General features: G+C 67.4%; 17 protein-coding genes and 1 riboswitch. Of the genes, 9 read left to right on the top strand and 8 right to left on the bottom strand.

Features of this window, described 5'->3' with window-relative positions:
* Window positions 1-27: 27 nt before the first annotated feature.
* Both AC13FN_RS09290 and AC13FN_RS09285 read right to left on the bottom strand, forming a co-directional pair.
* Window positions 28-966 carry an IS110 family transposase gene (locus tag AC13FN_RS09290; RefSeq protein WP_482995098.1) on the bottom strand — a complete coding sequence of 313 codons (939 nt, stop codon included), beginning with the start codon at window positions 964-966 and terminating at the stop codon, window positions 28-30.
* A 336-nt stretch (window positions 967-1,302) separates the two neighbouring features.
* The gene (locus AC13FN_RS09285; protein ID WP_032129941.1) at window positions 1,303-2,274 is read right to left on the bottom strand and encodes an aldo/keto reductase; all 972 of its coding nucleotides are present in this window, start codon (window positions 2,272-2,274) and stop codon (window positions 1,303-1,305) included.
* A 193-nt stretch (window positions 2,275-2,467) separates the two neighbouring features.
* On the opposite strand from AC13FN_RS09285, the gene AC13FN_RS09280 reads away from it, so the two are divergent.
* Both AC13FN_RS09280 and AC13FN_RS09275 read left to right on the top strand, forming a co-directional pair.
* Window positions 2,468-3,766: a NupC/NupG family nucleoside CNT transporter gene (locus AC13FN_RS09280; protein WP_032129935.1), complete on the top strand. Its 1,299-nt coding sequence runs from the start codon at window positions 2,468-2,470 to the stop codon at window positions 3,764-3,766.
* Window positions 3,767-3,791: 25 nt separating this feature from the next.
* Entirely contained in the window at window positions 3,792-4,757 is a 966-nt protein-coding gene (locus AC13FN_RS09275; RefSeq protein ID WP_049486753.1) for a ribokinase, read from the top strand.
* A gap of 64 nt (window positions 4,758-4,821) precedes the next feature.
* Here AC13FN_RS09275 and AC13FN_RS09270 read toward each other — a convergent pair whose 3' ends face one another.
* Window positions 4,822-6,039 (bottom strand): MFS transporter, encoded by a 1,218-nt coding sequence (locus AC13FN_RS09270; protein WP_482984604.1) that lies wholly within the window; start codon window positions 6,037-6,039, stop codon window positions 4,822-4,824.
* A gap of 92 nt (window positions 6,040-6,131) precedes the next feature.
* On the opposite strand from AC13FN_RS09270, the gene AC13FN_RS09265 reads away from it, so the two are divergent.
* The 4 genes from AC13FN_RS09265 (at window position 6,132) to AC13FN_RS09250 (ending at window position 9,623) form a co-directional block, all read left to right on the top strand.
* Window positions 6,132-7,049 carry a LysR family transcriptional regulator gene (locus AC13FN_RS09265; protein ID WP_054171045.1) on the top strand — a complete coding sequence of 306 codons (918 nt, stop codon included), beginning with the start codon at window positions 6,132-6,134 and terminating at the stop codon, window positions 7,047-7,049.
* Between the two features lie 109 nt (window positions 7,050-7,158).
* Window positions 7,159-7,590 carry a hypothetical protein gene (locus AC13FN_RS09260; protein ID WP_482984605.1) on the top strand — a complete coding sequence of 144 codons (432 nt, stop codon included), beginning with the start codon at window positions 7,159-7,161 and terminating at the stop codon, window positions 7,588-7,590.
* Between the two features lie 147 nt (window positions 7,591-7,737).
* Window positions 7,738-8,733, top strand: a complete 996-nt coding sequence (gene dusB / locus AC13FN_RS09255) for a tRNA dihydrouridine synthase DusB (protein WP_482984606.1) — start codon at window positions 7,738-7,740, stop codon at window positions 8,731-8,733.
* Between the two features lie 62 nt (window positions 8,734-8,795).
* Window positions 8,796-9,623 carry a class I SAM-dependent methyltransferase gene (locus AC13FN_RS09250; RefSeq protein ID WP_005415318.1) on the top strand — a complete coding sequence of 276 codons (828 nt, stop codon included), beginning with the start codon at window positions 8,796-8,798 and terminating at the stop codon, window positions 9,621-9,623.
* Window positions 9,624-9,712: 89 nt separating this feature from the next.
* Here the strand turns inward: AC13FN_RS09250 and AC13FN_RS09245 are convergent, their stop codons facing one another.
* The 3 genes from AC13FN_RS09245 to olsF all read right to left on the bottom strand — a co-directional run bounded on the left by AC13FN_RS09245 (window position 9,713) and on the right by olsF (window position 13,391).
* Window positions 9,713-10,759 carry a metal-dependent hydrolase gene (locus AC13FN_RS09245; protein WP_482984607.1) on the bottom strand — a complete coding sequence of 349 codons (1,047 nt, stop codon included), beginning with the start codon at window positions 10,757-10,759 and terminating at the stop codon, window positions 9,713-9,715.
* A gap of 119 nt (window positions 10,760-10,878) precedes the next feature.
* Window positions 10,879-11,679 carry a UDP-2,3-diacylglucosamine diphosphatase gene (locus AC13FN_RS09240; RefSeq protein ID WP_010481879.1) on the bottom strand — a complete coding sequence of 267 codons (801 nt, stop codon included), beginning with the start codon at window positions 11,677-11,679 and terminating at the stop codon, window positions 10,879-10,881.
* Window positions 11,676-13,391, bottom strand: a complete 1,716-nt coding sequence (gene olsF, locus AC13FN_RS09235) for a bifunctional ornithine lipid synthase OlsF (protein WP_312393324.1) — start codon at window positions 13,389-13,391, stop codon at window positions 11,676-11,678. The genes AC13FN_RS09240 and olsF overlap by 4 nt, the downstream gene beginning before the upstream one ends.
* Window positions 13,392-13,703: 312 nt before the next feature.
* On the opposite strand from olsF, the gene metK reads away from it, so the two are divergent.
* Both metK and AC13FN_RS09225 read left to right on the top strand, forming a co-directional pair.
* Window positions 13,704-14,915, top strand: a complete 1,212-nt coding sequence (gene metK, locus AC13FN_RS09230; RefSeq protein WP_010481882.1) for a methionine adenosyltransferase — start codon at window positions 13,704-13,706, stop codon at window positions 14,913-14,915.
* A gap of 136 nt (window positions 14,916-15,051) precedes the next feature.
* Window positions 15,052-15,558 carry an acyl-CoA thioesterase gene (locus AC13FN_RS09225; protein ID WP_217015145.1) on the top strand — a complete coding sequence of 169 codons (507 nt, stop codon included), beginning with the start codon at window positions 15,052-15,054 and terminating at the stop codon, window positions 15,556-15,558.
* Between the two features lie 67 nt (window positions 15,559-15,625).
* On the opposite strand, the gene ppc is transcribed toward AC13FN_RS09225, so the two are convergent.
* Both ppc and AC13FN_RS09215 read right to left on the bottom strand, forming a co-directional pair.
* The gene (gene ppc, locus AC13FN_RS09220) at window positions 15,626-18,337 is read right to left on the bottom strand and encodes a phosphoenolpyruvate carboxylase (protein ID WP_217015829.1); all 2,712 of its coding nucleotides are present in this window, start codon (window positions 18,335-18,337) and stop codon (window positions 15,626-15,628) included.
* Window positions 18,338-18,571: 234 nt separating this feature from the next.
* A complete protein-coding gene (locus AC13FN_RS09215; RefSeq protein ID WP_482984608.1) occupies window positions 18,572-21,088 on the bottom strand; it encodes a S9 family peptidase in 2,517 nt (838 codons plus the stop codon).
* 120 nt (window positions 21,089-21,208) lie between these two features.
* A riboswitch (S-adenosyl-L-homocysteine riboswitch) is annotated at window positions 21,209-21,292 on the top strand.
* 36 nt (window positions 21,293-21,328) lie between these two features.
* Between AC13FN_RS09215 and ahcY the strand changes: the two genes are divergently transcribed.
* Window positions 21,329-22,774, top strand: a complete 1,446-nt coding sequence (gene ahcY / locus AC13FN_RS09210) for an adenosylhomocysteinase (RefSeq protein ID WP_019338084.1) — start codon at window positions 21,329-21,331, stop codon at window positions 22,772-22,774.
* The last annotated feature ends 54 nt before the right edge of the window (window positions 22,775-22,828 follow it).

The following is a 22,828-nucleotide window of genomic DNA, read 5'->3' as shown; positions in this document are numbered from 1 at the left end:
TGTAGAGTCGAGATCCTATGTTCGTGGTCAAGCCTGCTGGAAGCAGGCTTGACCGACCTTCAGCATGGCCGGATCGAAGTCTCGGCCGCTTTTGAACACGCCCCAGGCGATCCTGGCCAGCTTCCTTGCCAGAATGTTGAAGACGGCGGTGCTGGGGTGACCGCGTTTTGACAGCTCGTCGTAGAGCGGTTGCCCCCGGCGACACCGCTTGAGCCCCATTGCAGCCATGTAGAGCATCTGGCGCAGCATCGGTGCGCCCTGTTTGGACAGCCGACGTCGTCCAGTTCTGCCGCCAGACTCGTTGGGCCGGGGATCCAGGCCGGTGCAGGCAATCCATGCGTTGGCGTTGGCCAACGGCCAGCGCGTCATGTAGTAAATCAGGTGGGACGCGACGGCAGGGCCGATACCCGGGATGGTCAGCAGGCGCTTGTAGAGCGCGCCATGCTCTCCATCGCGGCCCAAGCGCTGCAGTTCGCTTTCCAGCTCGGACAGCGTCCCAGCCAGAGCGCAGAACAGATCAGACAGCTCCCCAGGGTCACTTTTGCTTACCCCGAAGGATTGCTCCAAGCGCGCGCGCGTCTCCACCAGCGCTCGCCGCTTGCGCAGCAAATCGTGCATCTGCTGCTGCTCGTCAGTACGCGGTACGTATTCACGCAGGCGGTCGCTCTCCTTCTTCACATAGCGGGCGATCGCTTGGGCATCCATGGCATCTGTCTTGCCGCGCGAGCCCGTCGCCCGAGCGTAGTTCTTGATCAGCCGTGGATCGATTACATAGACAACGTGGCCCGCCTGGCCAGCCATCCGAGCCAACAACTCGTAGTACCGTCCCGTCGCTTCCATGCCAATCCGGCATCGCTGGGGCAAGGTTTTGAGCCACTTGGCTATCCCGGCCCGGGTGTTGGCGACCCTGTCACCGGCCTTGCGGTCGGCCACCGCCGGCACGAACTCCTTGGAGTCCACGTCCACGCCAATATCGAGAGAATCAGACATTTGTACGGCTCCCAGCTATCTTTAAAGGGCTGGGGTGGTACCGCACCGACGTTAGCTTGCCTACATCGACGATCCCCTTTGGGGGCCGTACGATCCTTTATCGACGTTCGTGTGCGGGATGGGGATCGCTCGACTCGTCTGTCGGCTGGTATCCGCAGATGCATGCTTGACGGTCCCTCCACCCTGGCTCCTACATACAGCGTAGGAGCCGGGAGGAACATACAAGCCATGCTCGACTGCTCTTGGCGCCGTCGCCAGGAAACGCCCGCGCTGCGCGCGGAGTCGAGCATGGCTCGACTCCACAAAGGGCTGTCAGGCGAAGACGGCTTCGACCTGGGCCCAGCCGGCGGCGTCGACCTGCTCCAGCACGTCCAGTGCCTGCAGGTTCTGCAGCAGCTGGCTGACCCGGCTGGCGCCGAGGATCACGCTGGAGACATTCGGGTTGCGCAGGCACCAGGCAATGGCCAGCGTGGCCGGGGCGTGGCCCAGCGCGCGTGCCACCTCGCTGAAGCGCCGCACCTGACCCAGGCGGGCCCCGGCGTCGGCCCCCAGCACCAGGTCCTGCAGCCACTCCATGCCTTCGCGCCCCAGCCGTGCATCGGCCGGGATGCCCTGGTCGTACTTGCCGGTGAGCAGGCCCGAGGCCAGCGGCGAGAAGATGGTGGTGCCCAGGCCGGCACCCGCATACAGCGGCGCGTACTCGACCTCGACCCGCTCGCGGTGCAGCAGGTTGTACTGCGGCTGCTCCATCGACGGGCCCTGCAGGTTGCGCGCCTCGGCGATGTCCAGCGCCTGCTGGATCTGCGCCGCCGACCACTCCGAGGTGCCCCAGTAAAGAATCTTGCCCTGCCGTACCAGGGTATCCATGGCGTGCACGGTCTCGGCGATCGGCGCGTCCGGATCCGGGCGGTGGCAGTAATAAAGGTCCAGGTAGTCCACCCGCAGGCGCTTGAGTGCAGCGTGGCAGGCGTCGGTCACGTGCTTGCGCGACAGTCCGCGCTGGGTAGGTCGCGGGTCCTTGGCGCTGCCGAAGAACACCTTGCTGGACACGCAGAAACCGTCGCGCGGCAGGCGCAGGTCGGTGATCACGTCCCCCATGACCTGTTCGGCACGGCCGTTGGCATAGCCCTCGGCGTTGTCGAAGAAGTTGACGCCATGATCCCAGGCGGCGGCCACCAGGTTGCGGGCCTCATCGCGCGGAACCTGATCGCCGAAGGTCACCCAGGCGCCGAAGGACAAGGCGGAAATCGGCAGGCCGGTGGAGCCCAGGCGACGGTATTGCATGCGAATCTCCTGCTGCGGGCCCGCATCCGGGCCGGGATCGAACCCCATTCTACCTGCCGCCGCCAGCCGCAAGCCCTTGCCGTTGCTGGCCTGATCGGCACCGATGGCCGCGCACACGCTGCTTTTTCTTGCCCCGGCCCCTGCCCTGCACTAGGCTTCCCGTTTTTCGCGACGCCCCAGGGGAGTCACTCACATGGTCGAAGGTTTGGGCAGGATCGGCTTCGGCCTGTTCGGGTTGGCGGTGCTGATCGGCATCACCTGGTTGTTTTCCAATAACAAGCGCGCGGTTGACTGGAAGCTGGTTGCCACCGGTATCACCCTGCAGATCGCCTTTGCGGCGCTGGTGATCCTGGTGCCGGGCGGGCGCGACGTGTTCGACGCGCTGGGCAAGGGCTTCGTCAAGATCCTCAGCTACGTCAACGAGGGCTCGGGCTTCATTTTCGGCTCGTTGATGGACACCAAGAATTACGGCTTCATCTTCGCCTTCCAGGTGTTGCCGACCATCATCTTCTTCTCTGCACTGATGGGGGTGATGTACCACCTCAACATCATGCAGGGCATCGTGCGCGTGATGGCCTGGTCGATCACCAAGGTGATGCGCGTGTCGGGTGCGGAAACCACCAGCGTCTGCGCCAGCGTCTTCATCGGCCAGACCGAGGCGCCGCTGACCGTGCGCCCGTACATCGCCAAGATGACCCAGTCCGAGCTGCTGACCATGATGATCGGCGGCATGGCGCACATCGCCGGCGGCGTGCTGGCGGCCTACGTGGGCATGCTTGGCGGCGGTGATCCGGCGCAGCAGGCGTTCTACGCCAAGCACCTGCTGGCAGCCAGCATCATGGCCGCGCCGGCCACCCTGGTCGTGGCCAAGCTGCTGATCCCGGAAACCGGCACCCCGCTGACCCGCGGCACGGTGAAGATGGAAGTCGAAAAGACCTCCAGCAACATCATCGACGCGGCCGCTGCCGGTGCCGGTGACGGCCTGAAGCTGGCGCTGAACATCGGCGCGATGCTGCTGGCCTTCATCGCCCTGATCGCGCTGCTGAACGCACCGCTGACCTGGATTGGCGATGTGACCGGCCTGGCCGCTGCCATCGGCAAGCCGACCAACCTGTCGACCATCTTCGGTTACGTGCTGGCCCCGATCGCCTGGGTGATCGGCACCCCGTGGGCCGATGCCACCACCGTCGGTTCGCTGATCGGCCAGAAGGTCGTGATCAACGAGTTCGTGGCCTACACCGAGCTGTCGCAGATCGTGAACGGCCAGATCGCCGGCGTGAGCCTGTCCGAAGAAGGTCGCCTGATCGCCACCTATGCGCTGTGCGGCTTCGCCAACTTCAGCTCGATCGCGATCCAGATCGGCGGCATCGGCGGCCTGGCCCCGGAACGTCGCCACGACCTGGCCAAGTTCGGCCTGCGCGCCGTGCTGGGCGGTACCATTGCCACCTTCATGACGGCGACCATCGCCGGCGTGCTGACGCACTTCAGTTGAACCCTTGGTTGAGAAAAGATTCCCTATGAGCAGCAGTGTCGTTGTCGTCGGTTCCTTCAATGTCGATCACGTGTGGCGGTGCGAGTCGCTGCCGGCACCGGGTGCGACCATTGCCGGCCGTTACAGCACCGGCCCCGGTGGCAAGGGCTTCAACCAGGCCGTGGCGGCCTGCCGCGCCGGTGCCGACACCCACTTTGTGTGCGCGCTGGGCGACGACGCCGGTGGCGCCACCGCCCGTGAGCTGGCCGCGCAGGACGGCTTCGGCCTGATCGCCGAAGCCAGCAGCGAACCGACCGGCACCGCCGGCATCTATGTGGACGCGCGCGGCCGCAACACCATCGTGATCGGCCCGGGTGCCAACGCCGCGCTCAGCACCGACTTCCTGCAACAGCAGCAGGCGCTGCTGACCGGCGCCAAGGTGGTGCTGGTGCAGCTGGAATCGCCGGTGCAGACCATCGAAGCGGCACTGGCCACGGCCCGCGAGGCCGGCGTCACCACCGTGCTCAACACCGCACCGGCCGATGCCCCCTCCACCATCGGCCTGCTCAAGCTGGCCGATGTGATCACCCCGAACGAGACCGAGTTCGCCGCCCTGCTCGGCCGTCATGTCGGTGAGCGCGTGGATGCCAACGACGTCGCCGCGCTGGATGGCGCCAGCCTGCACGCGCTGTGCCGCAAGCTGGTCGGCAACGGCACCGTGGTGGTCACCCTGGGTTCGGTGGGCGTGTTCGTGTCGCATGCCGACGAGAACCTGCGCGGCGATACCCAGCCGTACTACCGCGTGGGTGCCGAACAGGTGCAGGCGATCGACACCACCGGCGCCGGCGACGCCTTCAACGGTGCGCTGGCCGCATCGCTGGCACAGGTGGCCGACGCCCCGTTCGCCCGCCACGTGCGCTTCGCCAACCAGTTCGCCGGTCGTTCGACCGAGAAGGAAGGCGCCGCTGCGGCAATGCCGCGTTTCACCCCGTCCGACGCCGAAGCAAAGTAATTCCACGCCATGCGTGGATGAAGAAGCCCGGGTGTGCCGACACCCGGGCTTTTCTGTTTGCCTTTCAATGAGTCAGATCCACACCTTGCGTGGATGAACGAGACCGGGCAAGCCGCAGCAGCAGGCCGGTGACGATTGCCAGCAGCGCCACGGCAGCGGCCACCACGCCCAGCGATGCCAGGCCGAAGCGTTCGATGGCCCCACCCCCCAGCAGCGCGCCCAGGCCGATGCCGGCGTTGGCCGCAGACACATTCAAGGTTCCGGCCAGCGCCTGTGCCTGCGGCGCTGCACGCATCACCCGCACCTGGCACAGCGGGAACAATGCGGTATGCGCCACACCCCACAGGGCCAATGCGATGAGCACGAATGCGCCGTGGCCGGCCAGCCCGACACTGGCCAGCATGCCCAGCGCCAGCACCGCGCAGAACACCAGCGTCGCGCCCAGTGGCGCACGATCGACCCAGCGCCCACCCAGTACATTGCCGAGCAGTCCCACGGCCCCGAAGCCCATCAGCCACCAGCCCACCTGTGCCGCCGGTACCTGCATCAGCCGCTCCAGCACATCGGCCAGGTAGGTGTAGGCAGCAAACATCGCGGTGAACACCAGCACCGACAGCAGCACATGGCCCAGCAACTGCGGCTGGCGCAGCACTCGTGCCTGTTCGCCCAGCGCGCGCCGCGGTCCGGCCACGGTGTCCGGCATCCACAATGCCAGCGCGCCCGCCATCAACAGCGACAGAGCCGCCAACAGCCAGAAGCTGCCGCGCCAGCCGAGGGCGTCGGCGGCCAACGTACCCAGCGGGATACCGAACAGCATTGCGGCGGTGATACCCAGGTAGACCCGGGCGACCGCACGACCTCCCTGCCCCGCAGGGGCCAGCTGCGCGGCAGTCTCACTGGCCGTGCCCCAGAACACCGGCAGGGCCAGTGCCGGCAGCACCCGCGCCAGCGCCAGCAGCCACGGCTGCGTGGCCATCGCGGCCAACGCGTTGGAACCCGCGAACAGCAGCAGGATGACCACGAACAGGCGGCGCCGGCCGACGTGTGACAGCAGCGCAGTCAAGGGTGGCCCGGCCAGCATCACGGTGAACGCGAACAAGGTGACCAGCTGCCCCGCTTGGGCGATGCCCAGGCCAAGGTCGCGCGCCAGCGCGGGCAACAGGCCGACGATCAGGAACTCGGTGGTGACGATGACGAAGGCGGACACCGCCAGCAGGACGACCGAAAGACGTGCGCGAGGATTTGCGTGGACAGCGGTCACGGCGGAATCGAGGGAGGACATGAGCGGGCATCAGAACAGGGGTCGCCAGCCTATTTCCTCCATGAGTTCCGATTGCTGCTATGTTTTCCACCGATTCCGGACAGAATTTCCCCATGCTTCCCACCGAGCGCCTGCGCGGCATCGAGGCCTTCGTCGCCACCGCCGATGCCGGCAGTTTCACTGCCGCCGCCGAACGCCTGCACCTGACCAGTTCGGCGGTGGGCAAGACCATCGCGCGGCTGGAGGCGCGGCTGGGAGCGCGGTTGTTCGAACGCAGCACGCGCCGCCTTCGCCTGACCGAGGCCGGTGAGGGCTTCTATCGCACCTGCGTGCGGGTGCTGGGCGAACTGGCCGATGCCGAGTCGGTGCTGGTCTCGCACGCAGACGCGCCCGTGGGCCGCCTGCGGGTGGATGCGCCGGCCACCTTCGGGCGCCTCAAAGTCTGGCCGTTGCTGCTGCAGCTGGCCGCCGAGTTTCCACAGCTGCATCCGCAGGTGACCTTCAGCGACCGCTTCAGCGACCTCGCCGAGGACGGCGTCGACCTCGCCGTACGCATCGGCGGTCCCGAGCCGCTGCCCGCCACGCTGGGCAGACGCCTGCTCGGTTACGAATGCCTGCGCTTCTGCGCCTCCCCGGCCTACCTGCTTCGGCATGGCCAGCCCCGCTCGGCCGCCGAGCTGGCCGGGCATGACGGTGTGCTGTTCGGACGCGCCGACGGCAGCATCGGGCCGTGGCAGGTGGCCGATGACAGGCAGCGCAGTACACCGCTGCAGGCCCGTGCGCGCCTGGTGGTTGGCAGCGCCGAGGCCCAGGTGGCGGCGGTCGAGGCCGGCTTCGGCATCGCGCAGCTGGCCACCTGGCTGGTCGATGACGCGCTGGCGCGCGGCAGCCTGGTCTCGATCCTGCCGTCGCTGGACTGCCGCGGCCTGCCGCTGCGCCTGTTGTGGCCGCAGGGCCGGCAGCGGCTGCCACGCGTGGACGTGGCCCTGGACCGTCTCGGCGCCGGGTTGCAGATCGATCCGCCGCGCTGAGCGCAGCGCTATCACCTGTGGTCGCATCGAACGGCTGCGACCGCCGGTCGCATTGCCCGCATCCCGCCCCTCACCCACCATCCGCGCAGCGTTTCAGCGTGGGCAGGACATGGACGGATTCCCCTGGTTGCTGGTTGCCGCCGCCGGCAGTGCCATCGCAGCCTTGCTGCACATCGGCTGCATTGCCTTTGGCGCCCCTTGGTACCGGTGGTTCGGCGCTGGCCCGCGCATGGTCCGGCTGGCGCAGGCCGGGCATTGGTGGCCACCACTGATGACCGCCGGCATTACGGCCGTGCTGGTGGCCTGGACACTGTACGCACTCGCAGCCGCAGGCTGGCATTCGCCGCTGCCGGCCAATCGCATGGTCCTGTCGGGCATCACCCTGCTGTTGCTGCTGCGCGCGGCGATGGGCTTCGCGCTGGCGCTGTTCCGCCCCGGCTACAACGGCCGGCGCTTCCGGGCGGCCAGTTCGCTGGTCTGCCTGGGCCTGGGGCTGGCCTTCGCGCTGGGCACCCGCCAGGCTTGGCAGAGCCTGGGGTAGCCGCCTACCATCGCCCGCCCTTGGGGGCGGCGGAAGCAACCGTCAAGCATCTGCTGATGCCGGTAAGGCATGAGGTCGGTGCCGATCGGCCTGAACCGGACCGCGCCCGACACGGCCGCACCGCCGCCCGCGCCCTACAATGGGCGCATGCAGATCGGACCGTACACCATTGCCCCCAACGTCGTGCTGGCGCCCATGGCCGGCGTCACCGACAAGCCCTTCCGCCTGCTGTGCAAACGGCTGGGCGCGGGTCTGGCCGCCTCGGAAATGACCATCAGCGATCCGCGCTTCTGGAACACGCGCAAGTCGATCCACCGCATGGACCATGACGGCGAGCCGGCCCCGATCAGCGTGCAGATCGCCGGCACCGAACCGCAGCAGCTGGCCGAGGCCGCGCGCTACAACGTCGACCACGGCGCGCAGATCATCGACATCAACATGGGTTGCCCGGCCAAGAAGGTGTGCAACGCCTGGGCCGGTTCGGCACTGATGCGCGACGAGCAGCTGGTGGCGCGCATCCTCGAGGCCGTGGTCAACGCGGTGGATGTTCCGGTCACGCTGAAGATCCGCACCGGTTGGGACTGCGACCACCGCAACGGCCCGCTGATCGCACGCATCGCCGAGAGCAGCGGCATCGCGGCACTGGCGGTGCACGGCCGTACCCGCGACCAGCACTATACCGGCCAGGCGGAGTACGCCACGATCGGCGAGATCAAGGCCGCGCTGCGCATTCCGGTGATCGCCAACGGCGATATCGATTCGCCGCAGAAGGCCGCCTACGTCCTGAAGCAGACCGGCGTGGACGCGGTGATGATCGGCCGCTCGGCACAGGGCCGGCCGTGGATCTTCCGCGAAGTGGCGCACTACCTGGCCACTGGCGAGGAACTGCCACCGCCGTCGCTGGCGGAAGTGCGCGACATCCTGCTCGGCCACCTGCACGCACTGCATGCGTTCTATGGCGAGCCGCAGGGCGTGCGCATCGCGCGCAAGCACCTGGGCTGGTATGCCAAGGACCGGCCGGAGAATGCTGCCTTCCGCGCCGTGGTCAACCGCGCCGAAGACCCGCAGAGCCAGATCGCGCTGACCACCGAGTACTTCGACCGCCTGATCGCCGGGGAACCGGCGTTGTCTTCGGCCGCCTGACCGCATCGCTGCGTCGCAGAGTCGAGCCTGCTCGACCGTCTTGAACACCGAGAGCCCGCCCCATGACCCCGCCGATTTCTTCCCCGACCTACCTGCACGGGTTTTCCGGCACCGAGCAGCAGCGCCTGATGACCCAAGCGCGCCTGCTGGAATCGAGCATCTTCGGCCAGATCGACTACAGCGGCGCGCGGCGCCTGCTGGAAGTCGGCAGCGGCGTCGGCGCACAGACCGAGATCCTGCTGCGCCGCTTCCCCGAGCTGCACGTGACCGGTGTGGATCTGAGCGAGACCCAGCTGGCCACCGCGCGCGAGAACCTGGCGCGCACGCCGTGGTGCAGCGACCGCTACACCCTGCAGCAGGCCGACGCCGGCGAGCTCCCGTTCGAGGCACGCAGCTTCGACTCGGCGTTCCTGTGCTGGGTACTGGAGCACGTGCCGTCACCGGCGCGCGTGCTGAGCGAGGTGCGCCGGGTGCTGGCACCGGGTTCGCCGGTCTACATCACTGAGGTGATGAATGCCTCGTTCCTGCTCGACCCGTATTCGCCGCACATCTGGCGTTACTGGATGGCGTTCAACGATTTCCAGTACGACCACGGGGGCGACCCGTTCGTTGGCGCCAAGCTGGGCAACCTGCTGCTGGCCGGCGGCTTCCGCGACGTGCACACCGAGATCAAGACCATCCACCTGGACAACCGCGAACCGGCACGCCGCAAGACGATGATCGCGTTCTGGGAACAGCTGCTGCTGTCGGCCGCCGACCAACTGCTGCAGGCCGGGTCGGTTGACGAGGAAACCGTGGAAGGCATGCGTCGCGAGTTCCGCCTGGTGCAGAACGACCCGAATGCGGTGTTCTTCTATTCGTTCGTGCAGGGCCGCGCCACGGTGTATTGAGCCGACGCGGCACTGCTGACTGAATCAGTAGAGCCACGCCATGCGTGGCTGCCACCGTCGATGTCCCTTCATCCACGCATGGCGTGGATCTACTCGACAGCGCCGACTACGGGCGCATGCCAGATCCGCTGCCACATCGCCGCCAGCCGGCGCCCGGCATCAGCGCGCGCGGCGGGACTGCTGTAATCCGCCCGCAGCTGCTCGGGCGTGATTGGCCGCCACTGCCCGTCGACCTGCTCGGCCACGGCGAAGTTGAAGGTGTAGTCCGGCTCCAGGCCCATGCGCAGGTCGCTCAGGACCAGCCGGCCGTCCATCACCTGCGCACGCATGAAGCCACGGTTGAACCAGGTCAGCTGCTGCACCGCCGGGATGCCCCCTGCTTCGCGCAATGCCTGCACGTTGGACGCGTGGCCTTCGAACTGCATCGGCCCATGGTCGGCCACCAGCGAGCGGTCGCCCACCACGTAGCCGTTCGGCGTCATCGCCACCACCCGCCACAGTAGGGTGTTGAACGGCATCGGCACCGAGAAGCGCGGGGCATCGCCCAGGCCCATCGCCGCCAGGCTCTGCTGGGCAGCACGGTCGACCTGGGCCTTGGCGATCAGGCCCCAGCCCAGGTAGGCACTGCTGGCCAGCAACGCCACACCCAGCACCTTGCCAGCCCAGGGGCGGGCGCGGCCAAACCAGGCCAGCACGCAGCCCAGCAGCAGCCACACCGTGTAGCCGGGATCGATGATGAAGACGCTGGAGCCCATGGTCGGGTGTGGCCGCAACGGCCACCACAACTGGGTGCCGTAAACGGTGAATGCATCCAACAGCGGATGGGTGACCAGCGCCAGCTGGATCGCCCAGAACCAGCGCACTGGTGACTGCGCAACGCGGCCGTTGCCGAAGCGCTTGAACAGCCACCAGATCAGCGCTGCCACCCAGGGCAGCACCAGCAGCGAATGGCTGAAGCTGCGGTGCTCGATCATGTTCGCCACCGGGTCGGCGGCGGTGAAGCCGAGCCACAGGGCATCGAGGTCCGGCAGGGTGCCGAGCGCGGCACCGGCCAACAGGGCCGCGCGGCGCTGGCCGGGCGGAGCGATGGCAGCGGCGACAGCGCCGCCGAACACGATCTGGGTCAGGGAATCCATGGACCGATGCTAGCGGCTTGCGGGCGGTGCATGTAGAGCCGAGCCCATGCTCGGCTGCCGTTACACGCAATGAAGAGCAGCCGAGCATGGGCTCGGCTCTACAAGGGGACAATCGCGGGTTACGCCGCCTGCGACAGGCGCGCGCCCGGCAGCTCCACCAGCGTCTGGCCGTTGTGGTCCAGCAGGCGCAGCGCGCCATCGTGGTCTTCGGCCAGTGCTGTCAGGCTTTCCACCCAGTCGCCGTCGTTGGCATAGACCAGGCCGTCGCGTTCAATCAACGCAGCGCGGTGGATGTGGCCACAGACGATGCCATCCAGTCCGCGACGGCGCACGTCGTCCAGGCCGGCCTGCACGAAGCGCTCGATGTAGCGTTCGGCCGCACCGCTGCGCTTCTTCAGGAATTCAGACAATGACCAGTAGCGCATCCCCAGCAGGCGCCGCACCGCGTTCAACGCCTGGTTGCCGGTCAGGATGCGGTAGTACAGCCAGTCACCGAACTTTTCCTGCAGGCCGCCGAAGTGGGTCACGCCGTCGTACTCGTCCCCATGCGCGACCAGCAGCCGGCGGCCATCGGCGGTCACGTGGATGGCGCGCCGGCGCACCTGCATCGCCGGCAGCATCAAACCGCAGACCTGGCGCAGCGAAGCATCGTGGTTGCCGGGGATGTAGACGATCTCGGTCCCGGCACGGCGCAACGCGTGCAGGGCCTGGATGACTTCGCTGTGTGACTGCCGCCAGTTGGCCCGGCGATGCGCCATCCACCACAGGTCGATGATGTCGCCGACCAGGTACAACCGTTCGCAACGCAGCTGCGAGAGGAACCGTGCCAGCTCGGTGGCATGGCAATGACGTGAACCCAGATGCACATCGGAGACGAACACTGCGCGCCGGTGCGGCGACAGGTTCGCCAGCGCGCTCATGCCGGCGTCCCCGCGTCGCGCAGGTAGCGTTTGCGCTTGTTCGGCCGGATCGCACACAGGTCTACTTCGATCAGGCCGTCGATCGAATCACTGAAGTCCGGGTCGACACCGAAGGCGAGGAAGCGGGCACCACCGGGTTCGCACAGATCGGTGTACTGGCGGTACAGCGTCGGCACCCCCGTGCCGAGTGCGGCCAGGTTGGCCTTGAGCACATCGAACGCGGCACCGGCATCCAGCTCGCCGAAACTCGGCGGTGCAGCGAAGTACTGGAACGGCCGGTTCGATTCGGCCAGGCCAGCAGTACCGCTGTAATAGCGCTGGTAGTACGCCACCAGCTGCTCGCGCGCATCGCGTGGCAGCGCCGCGCTGATCGACACCGCGCCGAACAGGTAGCGGATACCCGGCCGGCACTGCAGGTAGGCACCGATGCCCTGCCACAGGTAGTCCAGGCTGCGGCTGCCCCAGTAGTCGGGCACCACGAAGCTGCGGCCCAGTTCCAGGCCCTCGGCGATGTGGGTGATGGCATCGTCGGAATAGCGGAACAGCGACGCGCTGTAGAGCCCGGACAGTCCGTGCCGGGCCAGCGCATGGGCGCCGCGCATGATCCGGTACGCGCCGGCGATGCGCTGCGCGGCCGCGTCCCAGATCACGATGTGCTCGTACCGCGGGTCATAGTCGTCCAGGTCGCGGCTGCGCCCGGTGCCCTCGCCCACCTGGCGGAACGTCAGTTCGCGCAGGCGGCCCAGTTCAAGCAGCAGCGGTGAATCGGCGCTACAGGTGGCCAGCAGGATCTGCTTGCCATCGGCGGTCTGGCCCAGCTGGGTCGCTGCGGCAATCCCTGCGGCGACCTGCGAGGGCGGCACCGGGGCAGCCAGCGGCTCCGGACCTGCGCCGGCAGCGGCATTACCGGCTGCGCCATTGCGGCCCAGCGCATAGAGTGCGCGGCGTACCGCCAGCAGCTGTGCGCCCGGGTCGCCGCCTTTGCCCAGCTGCATCGGCTCGCCGATGCTCAGGCGCAGCGGGCGGCCACGGCGGGTGAACATCTCGCGCGCCAGCAGCGCGGTGCCAGCCGGCTTGAACAGGGTCGAGGCGCCGTAGAACAGTGCCGAATTGCGTGCTTCCACGCGCACCGGCAGCACCGGCGCACCGGCGGCACGGGCAAAGCGGACGAACCCGCGCTGCCAGCGGCCATCGCGGATGCCGCGCAGCGACAGGCGCGAGACCTCACCCGCCGGGAACACGATCACGCACTGCTCGGCGGCCAGCGCCTCCTCCACCGCGTGCAGACTGCCGCGCTGGGCCTTGCCGCCAAGGATGCGCACCGGCAACAGCAGGTCCTGCAGTGGCGCGATGGCTCCCAACAGATCGTTGGCCACGATCCGCACGTCACGACGGATGCGGCCGACCGCGTCCAGCAGTGCGAGGGCGTCCAGCGCCCCCGAGGGGTGGTTGGCGACGATCAGCAGGCGGCCGGTGGCGGGAATCTTCGCCAGCGCGGCCGGATCCACCTGGTACTGGCCATCGATGAATTCCAGGCCGGCGGCGACGAAGCCGAATCCGCGCAATCCTGCACTGCGCTGCAGGAACGCTTCGATCTGATCCAGGCGCGACCAGCGGCCGACGCTGCGCAGCAATGGCCGTGCTAGTTGGCCCCGGCGGCCGTGGAACCAATCGGGGAAGCGTTGCTGGAGACGCTGTTCAAGTTCCTGCATGGCGGATCCACTCATGCCCGGCGGCCGGATTGGCCGACAGCCTGCGCCTGGCAGGCGGCAGCCAGATGGCGGTTTTTGGGCAGAACGATGACGGCTGGCAGCGTCCGGCCAGGCCGGTAGCCGCCTGCTCCGTTGTCACGCAGGTGGAACACTGGGCCTCGAGGCTGGGGCCCAATCCCGGCCGGACGGCCTCTGCCGGGCCTACACGGGCTTAACCACCGGCAACCGGTACCGGTTCACAATGCACAGGCGGCGCACCCCGTGTATCATTCGCGCCCATCTTTCCATCCGAATCAAGGGATATTACGCCTGATGTCCAGCTATCTCTTCACCTCCGAGTCGGTCTCCGAAGGCCATCCGGACAAGGTTGCCGACCAGATCTCCGATGCGGTGCTGGACGCGATCCTGACCCAGGACCAGCGCGCCCGCGTGGCCTGCGAGACCATGGTCAAGACCGGTGTTGCCATCGTGGCCGGTGAAATCACCACCAGCGCCTGGATCGACCTGGAAGCGCTGACCCGCAAGGTCATCACGGACATCGGCTACGACAGCTCCGACGTCGGCTTCGACGGCGCCACCTGCGGCGTGCTGAACCTGATCGGCAAGCAGTCGCCGCACATCGCCCAGGGCGTGGATCGCAAGAAGCCGGAAGAAATGGGCGCTGGCGACCAGGGCCTGATGTTCGGCTATGCCACCAACGAGACCGACAGCTACATGCCGGCCGCGATCCACCTGTCGCACCGCCTGGTCGAGCAGCAGGCCAAGATCCGCAAGAAGAAGAACTCGCCGCTGTCGTGGCTGCGCCCGGACGCCAAGAGCCAGGTCACCCTGCGCTATGAAAACGGCGTGGTCTCGGCCATCGACGCCGTGGTCCTGTCGACCCAGCACGCCCCGGGCATCAAGCAGAAGGACCTCATCGAGGCCGTCCGCGAAGAAATCATCAAGCCGGTGCTGCCGGCGAAGTGGCTGCACAAGGGCACCAAGTTCCACATCAACCCGACCGGCAAGTTCGAGATCGGTGGCCCGGTGGGCGACTGCGGCCTGACCGGCCGCAAGATCATCGTCGACACCTACGGCGGCTGGGCCCGTCACGGTGGTGGCGCCTTCTCCGGCAAGGACCCGTCCAAGGTCGACCGTTCGGCAGCCTATGCGGCCCGCTACGTCGCCAAGAACGTGGTTGCCGCCGGCCTGGCCGACCGTTGCGAAGTGCAGGTCTCCTACGCCATCGGCGTGGCTGAGCCGACCTCGATCTCGGTCACCACCTTCGGCACCGGCAAGATCAGCGACGACAAGATCGAGAAGCTGATCCGCAAGCACTTCGACCTGCGCCCGTACGGCATCATCAAGATGCTGGATCTGGTGCACCCGATGTACCAGCAGACCGCGGCCTATGGCCACTTCGGCCGCAAGCCGAAGGAGTTCAGCTACCTCAACGGCGAAGGCGAGACCGTCAACGCCACGGCCTTCTCCTGGGAGAAGACCGATCGCGCCGCCGCCCTGCGCGCCGATGCGAAGCTGAAGTAAGACAGACGAAGGGCCGCGCAAGCGGCCCTTCTGCTTCCTGTAGAGCCGAGCCCGTGCTCGGCTTTCTTTTGTCTGCGCCAAGAGCAGCCGAGCATGGGCTCGGCTCTACAGGGGCGATGCCCGATACAATCGCCCCATGTCGACCGAACTGAAATCCCACCAGCTGTCCATGACCGTGCTGATGTCGCCGGAAATGGCCAATTTCTCCGGCAAGGTCCACGGTGGCGCGGTCCTGCGCCTGCTTGACCAGGTCGCCTACGCCTGCGCCAGCCGCTACGCCGGCAGCTACGTGGTCACCCTGTCGGTGGACCAGGTGATGTTCCGCCAGCCAATCGCGGTGGGCGAGCTGGTCACCTTCCTGGCCTCGGTGAACCATACCGGCACCTCGTCGATGGAGATCGGCATCAAGGTGGTGGCCGAGGACATCCTCAAGCGCAGCGTGCGCCATGCCAACAGCTGCTTCTTCACCATGGTGGCGGTAGACGAGGAAGGCCGGCCGACGCCGGTACCGCCACTGCAACCGGCCACCTCCGACGAGAAGCGCCGCCAGGCCGCCGCACAGATCCGCCGCCAGCTGCGCCAGGAAATGGAGCAGCGGCACCTGGAGCTGCTGGCGTCGAATCCGCCGTCGCCGGAGGAATGAGGGCGTGCGGGGCACGCCCCGCGCTCACCGAAGCAGGTAGCGCCGGGCCATGCCCGGCGGATGCGTATCACCCGGTGTTCTGCACGCCCTGCGAAACACCGTTCACGCAGGCCACCAGCGCGCGCAGCAGGTCATCGTCCTCGCGCCCGCTTTCGCGCCAACGCTGCAGCAGATCCACCTGCAGCACGCTGATCGGATCGACGTAGGGATTGCGCAGGCGGATCGACAGCGCCAGCCGCGCATCGTGGTCCAGCAGCGTCTGCTGGTCCATCAACGCCAGCAGCCAGTGCCGGGTGAGTTCCAGTTCACGCTGCACCTGCGGGAAGAAGCGCTCGTGCAGTTCGCCCGACAGCTTCGAGAACTGCTCTGCGATGGTGATATCGCCCTTGGACAGCACCATCGCGATGTCGTCCAGGAAGGTGCGGAAGAACGGCCAGTCACGCGCCATATCGCGCAGGGTCTGTTCGTGGCCGGCATCGACCGCCGCCTGCAGGCCACTGCCCACGCCGTACCAGCCGGGGATGACCGCGCGTGCCTGGCTCCAGGCGAACACCCAGGGAATCGCGCGCAGGTTGCCCAGTGCCGCGTCCTGGCCGAGCCGACGCGAAGGACGCGACCCCAGCGTCATCCGCTCGATCACGTCGATGGGTGTGGCGGTACGGAAGTAGTCCATGAAGCCGGCCTGGCCAACGAACGCGCGATACACCTCGCTGCTGGCCGAGGCCACCGCGTCCATCACCGGCCGCCACTCATCCTCGCGCGGCTCGGCGGCACGCGGGCGCAGGCTGGCGCGCAGCACTGCACCGGTGGCCTGTTCCAGCGAGCGAAGGGCCAGCGCGCGGATGCCGTATTTGCGATGGATCACCTCGCCCTGCTCGGTCACCCGCAGGCGGCCATCGATGCTGCCGCGCGGCGACGCATCGACCGCGTGCGTGGTCTTGCCACCGCCACGGCTGATCGAACCGCCACGGCCATGGAAGAAGGTCAGGCGGATGCCGGCCTCGGCCGCCACCTCCAGCAGTTCCACCTGCGCACGCTGCAGGCCCCAGCGCGAAGCGGCAATGCCACCGTCCTTGCTGCTGTCCGAATAGCCCAGCATCACCATCTGCACGTCGTCGCGCGCACGCAGATGGGCGCGGTAGACCGGGTCGGCCAGCAGATCACGCAGGGTGGCCGTGCCACGCTTGAGGTCATCCACGGTTTCGAACAACGGCGCGATGTCGAGCGGCACCGAACCGCCTTCTTCCACCAGGCCGCCACGGCGCGCCAGCGCCAGCACCGCCAGCACATCGCTGCGGTCGTGTGCCATCGAGATGATGTAGCTGCCCAGTGCATCGCTGCCATGCCGCGCGCGCGCATCGGCCAGTGCAGCGAACACCGCATCCAGCCGCTGGTTGCCCTCGTCATCGCCATTGGGCAGCGTGTCTTCCCCGCTGGCATGCGGGCCCAGCAGGCGCGCACGGCCCAGCGCATCCAGCGCCTGCCAGGTTGCTTCGCCGCCCAGCACCGCAGCCAGTGCGCGCGCATGCACGCTCGATTCCTGGCGCACATCCAACCGCGCCAGATGGAAGCCGAAGGTCTTCACCCGCCACAGCAGGCGCTGCACGGCGAAGCCGCCTGCATGTTCGCCGCGATTGGCGCGCAGGCTGTCGAGGATCAGCTGCAGGTCGTCGATCAGTTCGGCGGGGCCGGCGTAGGCGCCCCTGCCATCATCCAGCGTCGCCTGCAGGCGTGCGCGCATGCGGTCATTGAGCAGGCGGTACGGCATGTCGGCATGACGCGGGCGCGACTGCACCTGCGGCAGCAGCTGCTGGTACTGCGCCACGCGTGCCTGCAGCGAATCACTCACACCCACCCGCTCGGTAGACTGGCTGAGCAGGCTGGCCAGCTGCAGCAGTTCCTTCTGGTAGCGCCCCAGCACTGCCTGCCGCTGCGCATCCAGCGTGTTGCGGATGGTGGTGGCATCCACATTCGGATTGCCATCCATGTCGCCGCCTACCCACGTGCCGAAACGCAGCAGGCGCGGCAACGGCAGTTCTTCACCGTAGGTATCGCGCAGCGCCTGCTGCAGCGATTCGTACAGCACCGGAATCACCCGGTACAACACCTGCACCAGATAGAAGCCGACATGTTCGCGCTCGTCATCCACGGTGGGCCGCACCGGCGAGGAGTCGGTGGTCTGCCACGAGGCCGTCAGCGCCATGCGGAAGCGCGCGGCGTCGGCCGCGGCCTCACCTGGCGTGCGCTGGCCGTCGAGGTTGTCGACCAGGCTGGCCACCATCAGCTGCTCTTTTTCCAGCAGCGCGCGGCGCACCGCCTCGGTCGGGTGCGCGGTGAACACCGGTTCGATGTCGATGCGCGGGAGCCACTGCGCCAGTTCGTCCAGGCCCACGCCCTGCGCCTTCAGGTGCTGCAGCGCGTCCTGCAGGCCATCAGGCTGTGCACCTGCGGTACCGGCGCGCTGATAGTCACGGCGACGGCGGATGCGATGCACGCGCTCGGCGATGTTGACCACCTGGAAGTACGTGCTGAACGCACGCACCATGGTTTCGGCCTGCTGCGGCGTGCGCCCGGCCAGGCCATCGGCCAGCTCCGACAATGGAGCTTGATTCTCGCGGCGGGCGATGGCGCGGGTGCGCACGTCTTCGACGTCGTCGAGAAACGCGGCGGACACCTGTTCAACCAGCAGGTCACCGACCAGCGCGCCGAGCCGGCGCACGTCATCGCGAAGCGGAAGATCGGGAGAAGCAAACTCGATGCTGCTGCGGTACTCGTTCATCGGCGACGCACAGGCCTCGGTCAACGTATCCAGACCCCAAGCCTAAACCAGAACGGGCGTCGTGCTGCGATGCAAAAATGGTTTCATCTGCACGTATCCATGACGGACGCAGCCGAGCATGGGCTCGGCTCTACAAGCGTCGTGGCGCGTGACACCGTGTAGCGCCCGAGCCCATGCTCGGGCGGCGGCGCAGCCGCACAGGCGGCCCCGTTGCGGGGGCCGCCGTCACACTAGTCAGCGCTTCTTCTTCGCCGTGCCCTGCTCGGCCGGGCCGATGGTCTGTTCCAGCCAGCGCTCGCTTTCGGCCAGCATGGTCATGATCGATTCGCGTGCGCGGTAGGCGTGCGATTCGTTCGGCAGCATCACCAGCCGCGCGGTGCCACCCAGGCCCTTCACCGCGGCGAACATGCGCTCGCTCTGGATCGGGAAGGTGCCAGAGTTGTTGTCGTCCACGCCGTGGATGAAGAGGATCGGGTCCTTGATCTTGTCGGCATAATTGAACGGTGCCATCTTCTGGTAGACGTCCTGCGCCTGCCAGTAGTTGCGTTCCTCGGCCTGGAAACCGAACGGGGTGAGCGTGCGGTTGTAGGCGCCGCTGCGCGCGATGCCGGCCTTGAACAGGCGGGTGTGCGCCAGCAGGTTGGCGGTCATGAACGCACCGTAGGAATGGCCACCGATGGCGATGTGCTCGCGATCGGTCACGCCACGACGCACCACTTCATCCACCGCGGCCTGCGCGTTGGCCACCAGCTGTTCGATGTAGGTGTCGTTCGGCTCCTTGTCGCCCTCACCGATGATCGGCATCGATGGGCTGGCCAGCACCACATAACCCTTGGCCAAGAACGCCTGCGGGCCCCAGTAGCTGACCGCATTGAAGCGGTACGGCGAATCGGTCACCTGGCTGGCCGCCGCCGCGCTCTTGAACTCGCCCGGGTAGGCCCACATCAGCAGCGGCCGCGGGCCGTCGCGCTTCGGGTCGTACCCCGGCGGCAGCAGCAGGGTCGCGGTCAGGTCGACGCCATCCTTGCGCTTGTAGCGGATCTGCTCCTTCTGCACGCCCTTCAGCTGCGGCAGCGGATGGGCGAAATGGGTCAGCGCGCGCGGTGCGGCACCGGCATCGGCCAGCGACTGCACGTAGAAGTTGGCCGGCTCATCCGGGCTTTCACGGCTCAGCAGCAGCGAGCTGCCCTGGTCGTCCAGCAGCGCCACTGGCGCGGCGTAGCTGGGCGCCTGCGAGTGGAACAGGCGGGTGGCCTTGCCCGTGGAGATGTCGAAGCGGTCCACGAACGGGCGGTCGCCCTCCGGCGAAGCACCGGCACCGGCCAGATACAGGCTGCCGCCATCGGCGGTGGTCTGCAGCAGCGAGCGGCCGCGGTCGTCGCTGGACAACAGCGGACGGCCCGGATCGGAATAGCGGTCCTGCGCGTCACGATCCCACAGCAGGCGCGGCTCGGCACCTGCATTGTCCGGGGCAATCAGCCAGGTCCTGGTCTTGCGCGTCTTCCACCACGACTCGGTCAGCAGGGCCAGGTCGCCACGGCCCCAGTTGATACCCACCAGACGGCTGCCGAGCTGGGCCAGGGTCACCGGCGGCTTGTCGAACGGCGCGGCCTGCATCAACACCGCATCGCGCACCTTGGCCTCCCGGTTCGGATCGCCGCCGTCCTGCGCTTCGGCCCAGACCAGGGTGGCATCGGCATCACCGCGCCAGCTGATGTCGCGCACGCCGGTCACTTCGGCGTCGTTGCCGGTAGGCAGGCCTTCCACCAGCGGACGCACGGCCACGGTGTGCACCAGCTTGCCGCTGGCACGGTCGATCACTTCGATGCGGCGCGGGAAACTGCTCACCGGCACCACGTAGGAGTACGGCCGCTGCACCGGCTGGCGCAGCACGAAGCGGCCATCCGGCGACACTGCAAAGCCCATGAAGATGCCGGCCGCGCCGATCGCGCGGGTACGGCCATCCAGGCTGACTTCCATCGGCTGGGTGGTGGCGTAGTAATCGAACTGGCGCGCGTCGGCCTCGTTCTTCAGCAGGTCCTGGTAGGTACGGATCGACACGACGCCGCCGCCCTGGCTGGTCTGCTGCACGGCCGGGCCGGTCGGAATGCCGTCGGCGGCCGGGGCCGCACCGAGGTTGGCCGGACGGGTGAACACCACCAGGCCGCGGCTGTCCGGCAGCCACTGGTAGCCGCTGCCGATCACCGTGTTCAGGCCGGCAACCAGACGGCGGGCACTGCCACCGGCCACGTCCACCAGCCACAGTTCATTGGCGCCACTGGCGGCATCGACCTGGTTGAAGGCCAGCCACTTCTGGTCCGGCGACCACATCACACTGGCGATCGACAGCTTGGCCGGCAGGCCGCTGATCTGCCGTTCCTTGCCGTCGGCAACGTTCATCAGCCACAGCTTCTCGCCGAAGCTGAAGCGGCTGTCGGAGAACGTGCGCGGGCTGATACGCAGGCCGGCCAGCTTCAGTTCCGGCTGCGCCACCACCTGGATCGACGGCAGCGACGGCATCTGCATCATCGCGGCCACGTCGCGGCGTGGCGACAGGTACAACGAGGGCGCACGGGGCGCGTCCACCACCGCCTGCAGCGCGGCCGACGGCAGTTCGTAGCCGTTGACGCCCTGGGCCTGTGCGGCCACAGGCTGCGGCGCTGCCGCCCAGGCCAGCGGGGCCACCGCCAGCAGTCCCATCGACAGGACCAGGCCGGTCCAGCGCCGTGTGCGGCGCGCGTGCATGCTCATCGTTCCACCTGTGTGATGCGTGAAAACACCGACCTTAACAGTCTGTGCACGCGATCCCATCTGCCGATGGTTGGGTCGTTCCGATGTCATGCCGGGGCCGCGATATACTGGGCGTTCTCCCCTGCCGAGGGGCGCTGCGACCGGATCCCATGAGGCCCGGCCAGGCTCGGTAAGGTGGCTTTGTAACAACGGCGCCCGGCTAGATGCGAGCACCCGCTCGTCCACAACCGGAGCACACGAATGAACGCTGTTGCCAAGACCTTCTCCACCGAAGGTGATTACAAGATCCGCGATATCACGCTGGCCGACTGGGGCCGCAAGGAACTGGACATCGCCGAGCACGAAATGCCGGGCCTGATGTCGATCCGTCGCAAGCACGCCGCCAGCCTGCCGCTGAAGGGCGTGCGCGTGACCGGCTCGCTGCACATGACCATCCAGACCGCAGTGCTGATCGAGACCCTGAAGGACATCGGCGCCGACGTGCGCTGGGCCTCGTGCAACATCTTCTCGACCCAGGACCACGCCGCTGCGGCGATCGCCGCCACCGGCACCCCGGTGTTCGCGTGGAAGGGCGAGACCCTGGAAGAGTACTGGGACTGCACCCTGGACGCGCTGACCTTCACCCTGGCCGACGGCACCCTGACCGGCCCGGAGCTGGTGGTGGACGACGGCGGTGATGTGACCCTGCTGATCCACAAGGGCTACGAGCTGGAAAACGGCAGCGACTGGGTCAACACCGCCTCCGCCTCGCACGAAGAACAGGTCATCAAGAACCTGCTCAAGCGCGTCGCCAAGGAGCGCCCGGGTTACTGGGGCCGCGTGGTCAAGGACTGGAAGGGCGTCTCCGAGGAGACCACCACCGGCGTGCACCGCCTGTACCAGCTGGCCCAGGCCGGCACCCTGCTGATTCCGGCGATCAACGTCAACGACTCGGTCACCAAGAGCAAGTTCGACAACCTGTACGGCTGCCGCGAGTCGCTGGCCGATGGCCTGAAGCGCGCGATGGACGTGATGCTGGCCGGCAAGGTGGCCGTGGTCTGCGGCTACGGTGACGTGGGCAAGGGCTGCGCCGCCTCGCTGCGTGCCTATGGCGCGCGCGTGATCGTCACCGAGATCGACCCGATCTGCGCCCTGCAGGCGGCGATGGAAGGCTATGAAGTCAACACCATCGAATCGACCCTGGGCCGTGCCGACCTGTACGTCACCACCACCGGCAACAAGGACATCATCCGCATCGAGCACCTGAGCGCGATGAAGGACCAGGCCATCGTCTGCAACATCGGCCACTTCGACAACGAGATCCAGGTCGATGCGCTGGTGTCGTTCGCCGGCATCAAGCACGTCAACATCAAGCCGCAGGTGGACAAGTACATCTTCCCGAACGGCAACGCGATCTTCCTTCTGGCCGAAGGCCGCCTGGTGAACCTGGGCTGCGCCACCGGCCACCCGAGCTTCGTGATGTCCAACAGCTTCGCCAACCAGACCCTGGCACAGATCGACCTGTGGGCGAACAAGGACAGCTACGAGAAGAAGGTCTACCTGCTGCCGAAGAAGCTGGACGAAGAAGTGGCCCGCCTGCACCTGGAAAAGATCGGCGTGAAGCTGACCACCCTGAGCCAGGAACAGGCCGACTACATCGGCGTGCCGGTGGAAGGCCCGTTCAAGCCGGACCACTACCGCTACTGATGACTGTGAGGTGCCGGCCAACGGCCCGCACTTCCGGTGCATGCGACACGGACG

The sequence above is a fragment of the Stenotrophomonas sp. 115C5 genome (assembly GCF_056861055.1).
Note: the sequence above shows the minus strand (reverse complement) of the source record. Positions and strands in the feature narration are given on the sequence as shown.

Bases quoted from the DNA above. Each gene is read 5' to 3' on its own strand.
- AC13FN_RS09285 (WP_032129941.1), bottom strand. From the start codon at position 2,274: ATGCAATACCGTCGCCTGGGCTCCACCGGCCTGCCGATTTCCGCCTTG.
- AC13FN_RS09280 (WP_032129935.1), top strand. From the start codon at position 2,468: ATGGTCGAAGGTTTGGGCAGGATCGGCTTCGGCCTGTTCGGGTTGGCG.
- AC13FN_RS09275 (WP_049486753.1), top strand. From the start codon at position 3,792: ATGAGCAGCAGTGTCGTTGTCGTCGGTTCCTTCAATGTCGATCACGTG.
- AC13FN_RS09270 (WP_482984604.1), bottom strand. From the start codon at position 6,039: ATGTCCTCCCTCGATTCCGCCGTGACCGCTGTCCACGCAAATCCTCGC.
- AC13FN_RS09265 (WP_054171045.1), top strand. From the start codon at position 6,132: ATGCTTCCCACCGAGCGCCTGCGCGGCATCGAGGCCTTCGTCGCCACC.
- AC13FN_RS09260 (WP_482984605.1), top strand. From the start codon at position 7,159: ATGGACGGATTCCCCTGGTTGCTGGTTGCCGCCGCCGGCAGTGCCATC.
- dusB (WP_482984606.1), top strand. From the start codon at position 7,738: ATGCAGATCGGACCGTACACCATTGCCCCCAACGTCGTGCTGGCGCCC.
- AC13FN_RS09250 (WP_005415318.1), top strand. From the start codon at position 8,796: ATGACCCCGCCGATTTCTTCCCCGACCTACCTGCACGGGTTTTCCGGC.
- AC13FN_RS09245 (WP_482984607.1), bottom strand. From the start codon at position 10,759: ATGGATTCCCTGACCCAGATCGTGTTCGGCGGCGCTGTCGCCGCTGCC.
- AC13FN_RS09240 (WP_010481879.1), bottom strand. From the start codon at position 11,679: ATGAGCGCGCTGGCGAACCTGTCGCCGCACCGGCGCGCAGTGTTCGTC.
- olsF (WP_312393324.1), bottom strand. From the start codon at position 13,391: ATGCAGGAACTTGAACAGCGTCTCCAGCAACGCTTCCCCGATTGGTTC.
- metK (WP_010481882.1), top strand. From the start codon at position 13,704: ATGTCCAGCTATCTCTTCACCTCCGAGTCGGTCTCCGAAGGCCATCCG.
- AC13FN_RS09225 (WP_217015145.1), top strand. From the start codon at position 15,052: ATGTCGACCGAACTGAAATCCCACCAGCTGTCCATGACCGTGCTGATG.
- ppc (WP_217015829.1), bottom strand. From the start codon at position 18,337: ATGAACGAGTACCGCAGCAGCATCGAGTTTGCTTCTCCCGATCTTCCG.
- AC13FN_RS09215 (WP_482984608.1), bottom strand. From the start codon at position 21,088: ATGAGCATGCACGCGCGCCGCACACGGCGCTGGACCGGCCTGGTCCTG.
- ahcY (WP_019338084.1), top strand. From the start codon at position 21,329: ATGAACGCTGTTGCCAAGACCTTCTCCACCGAAGGTGATTACAAGATC.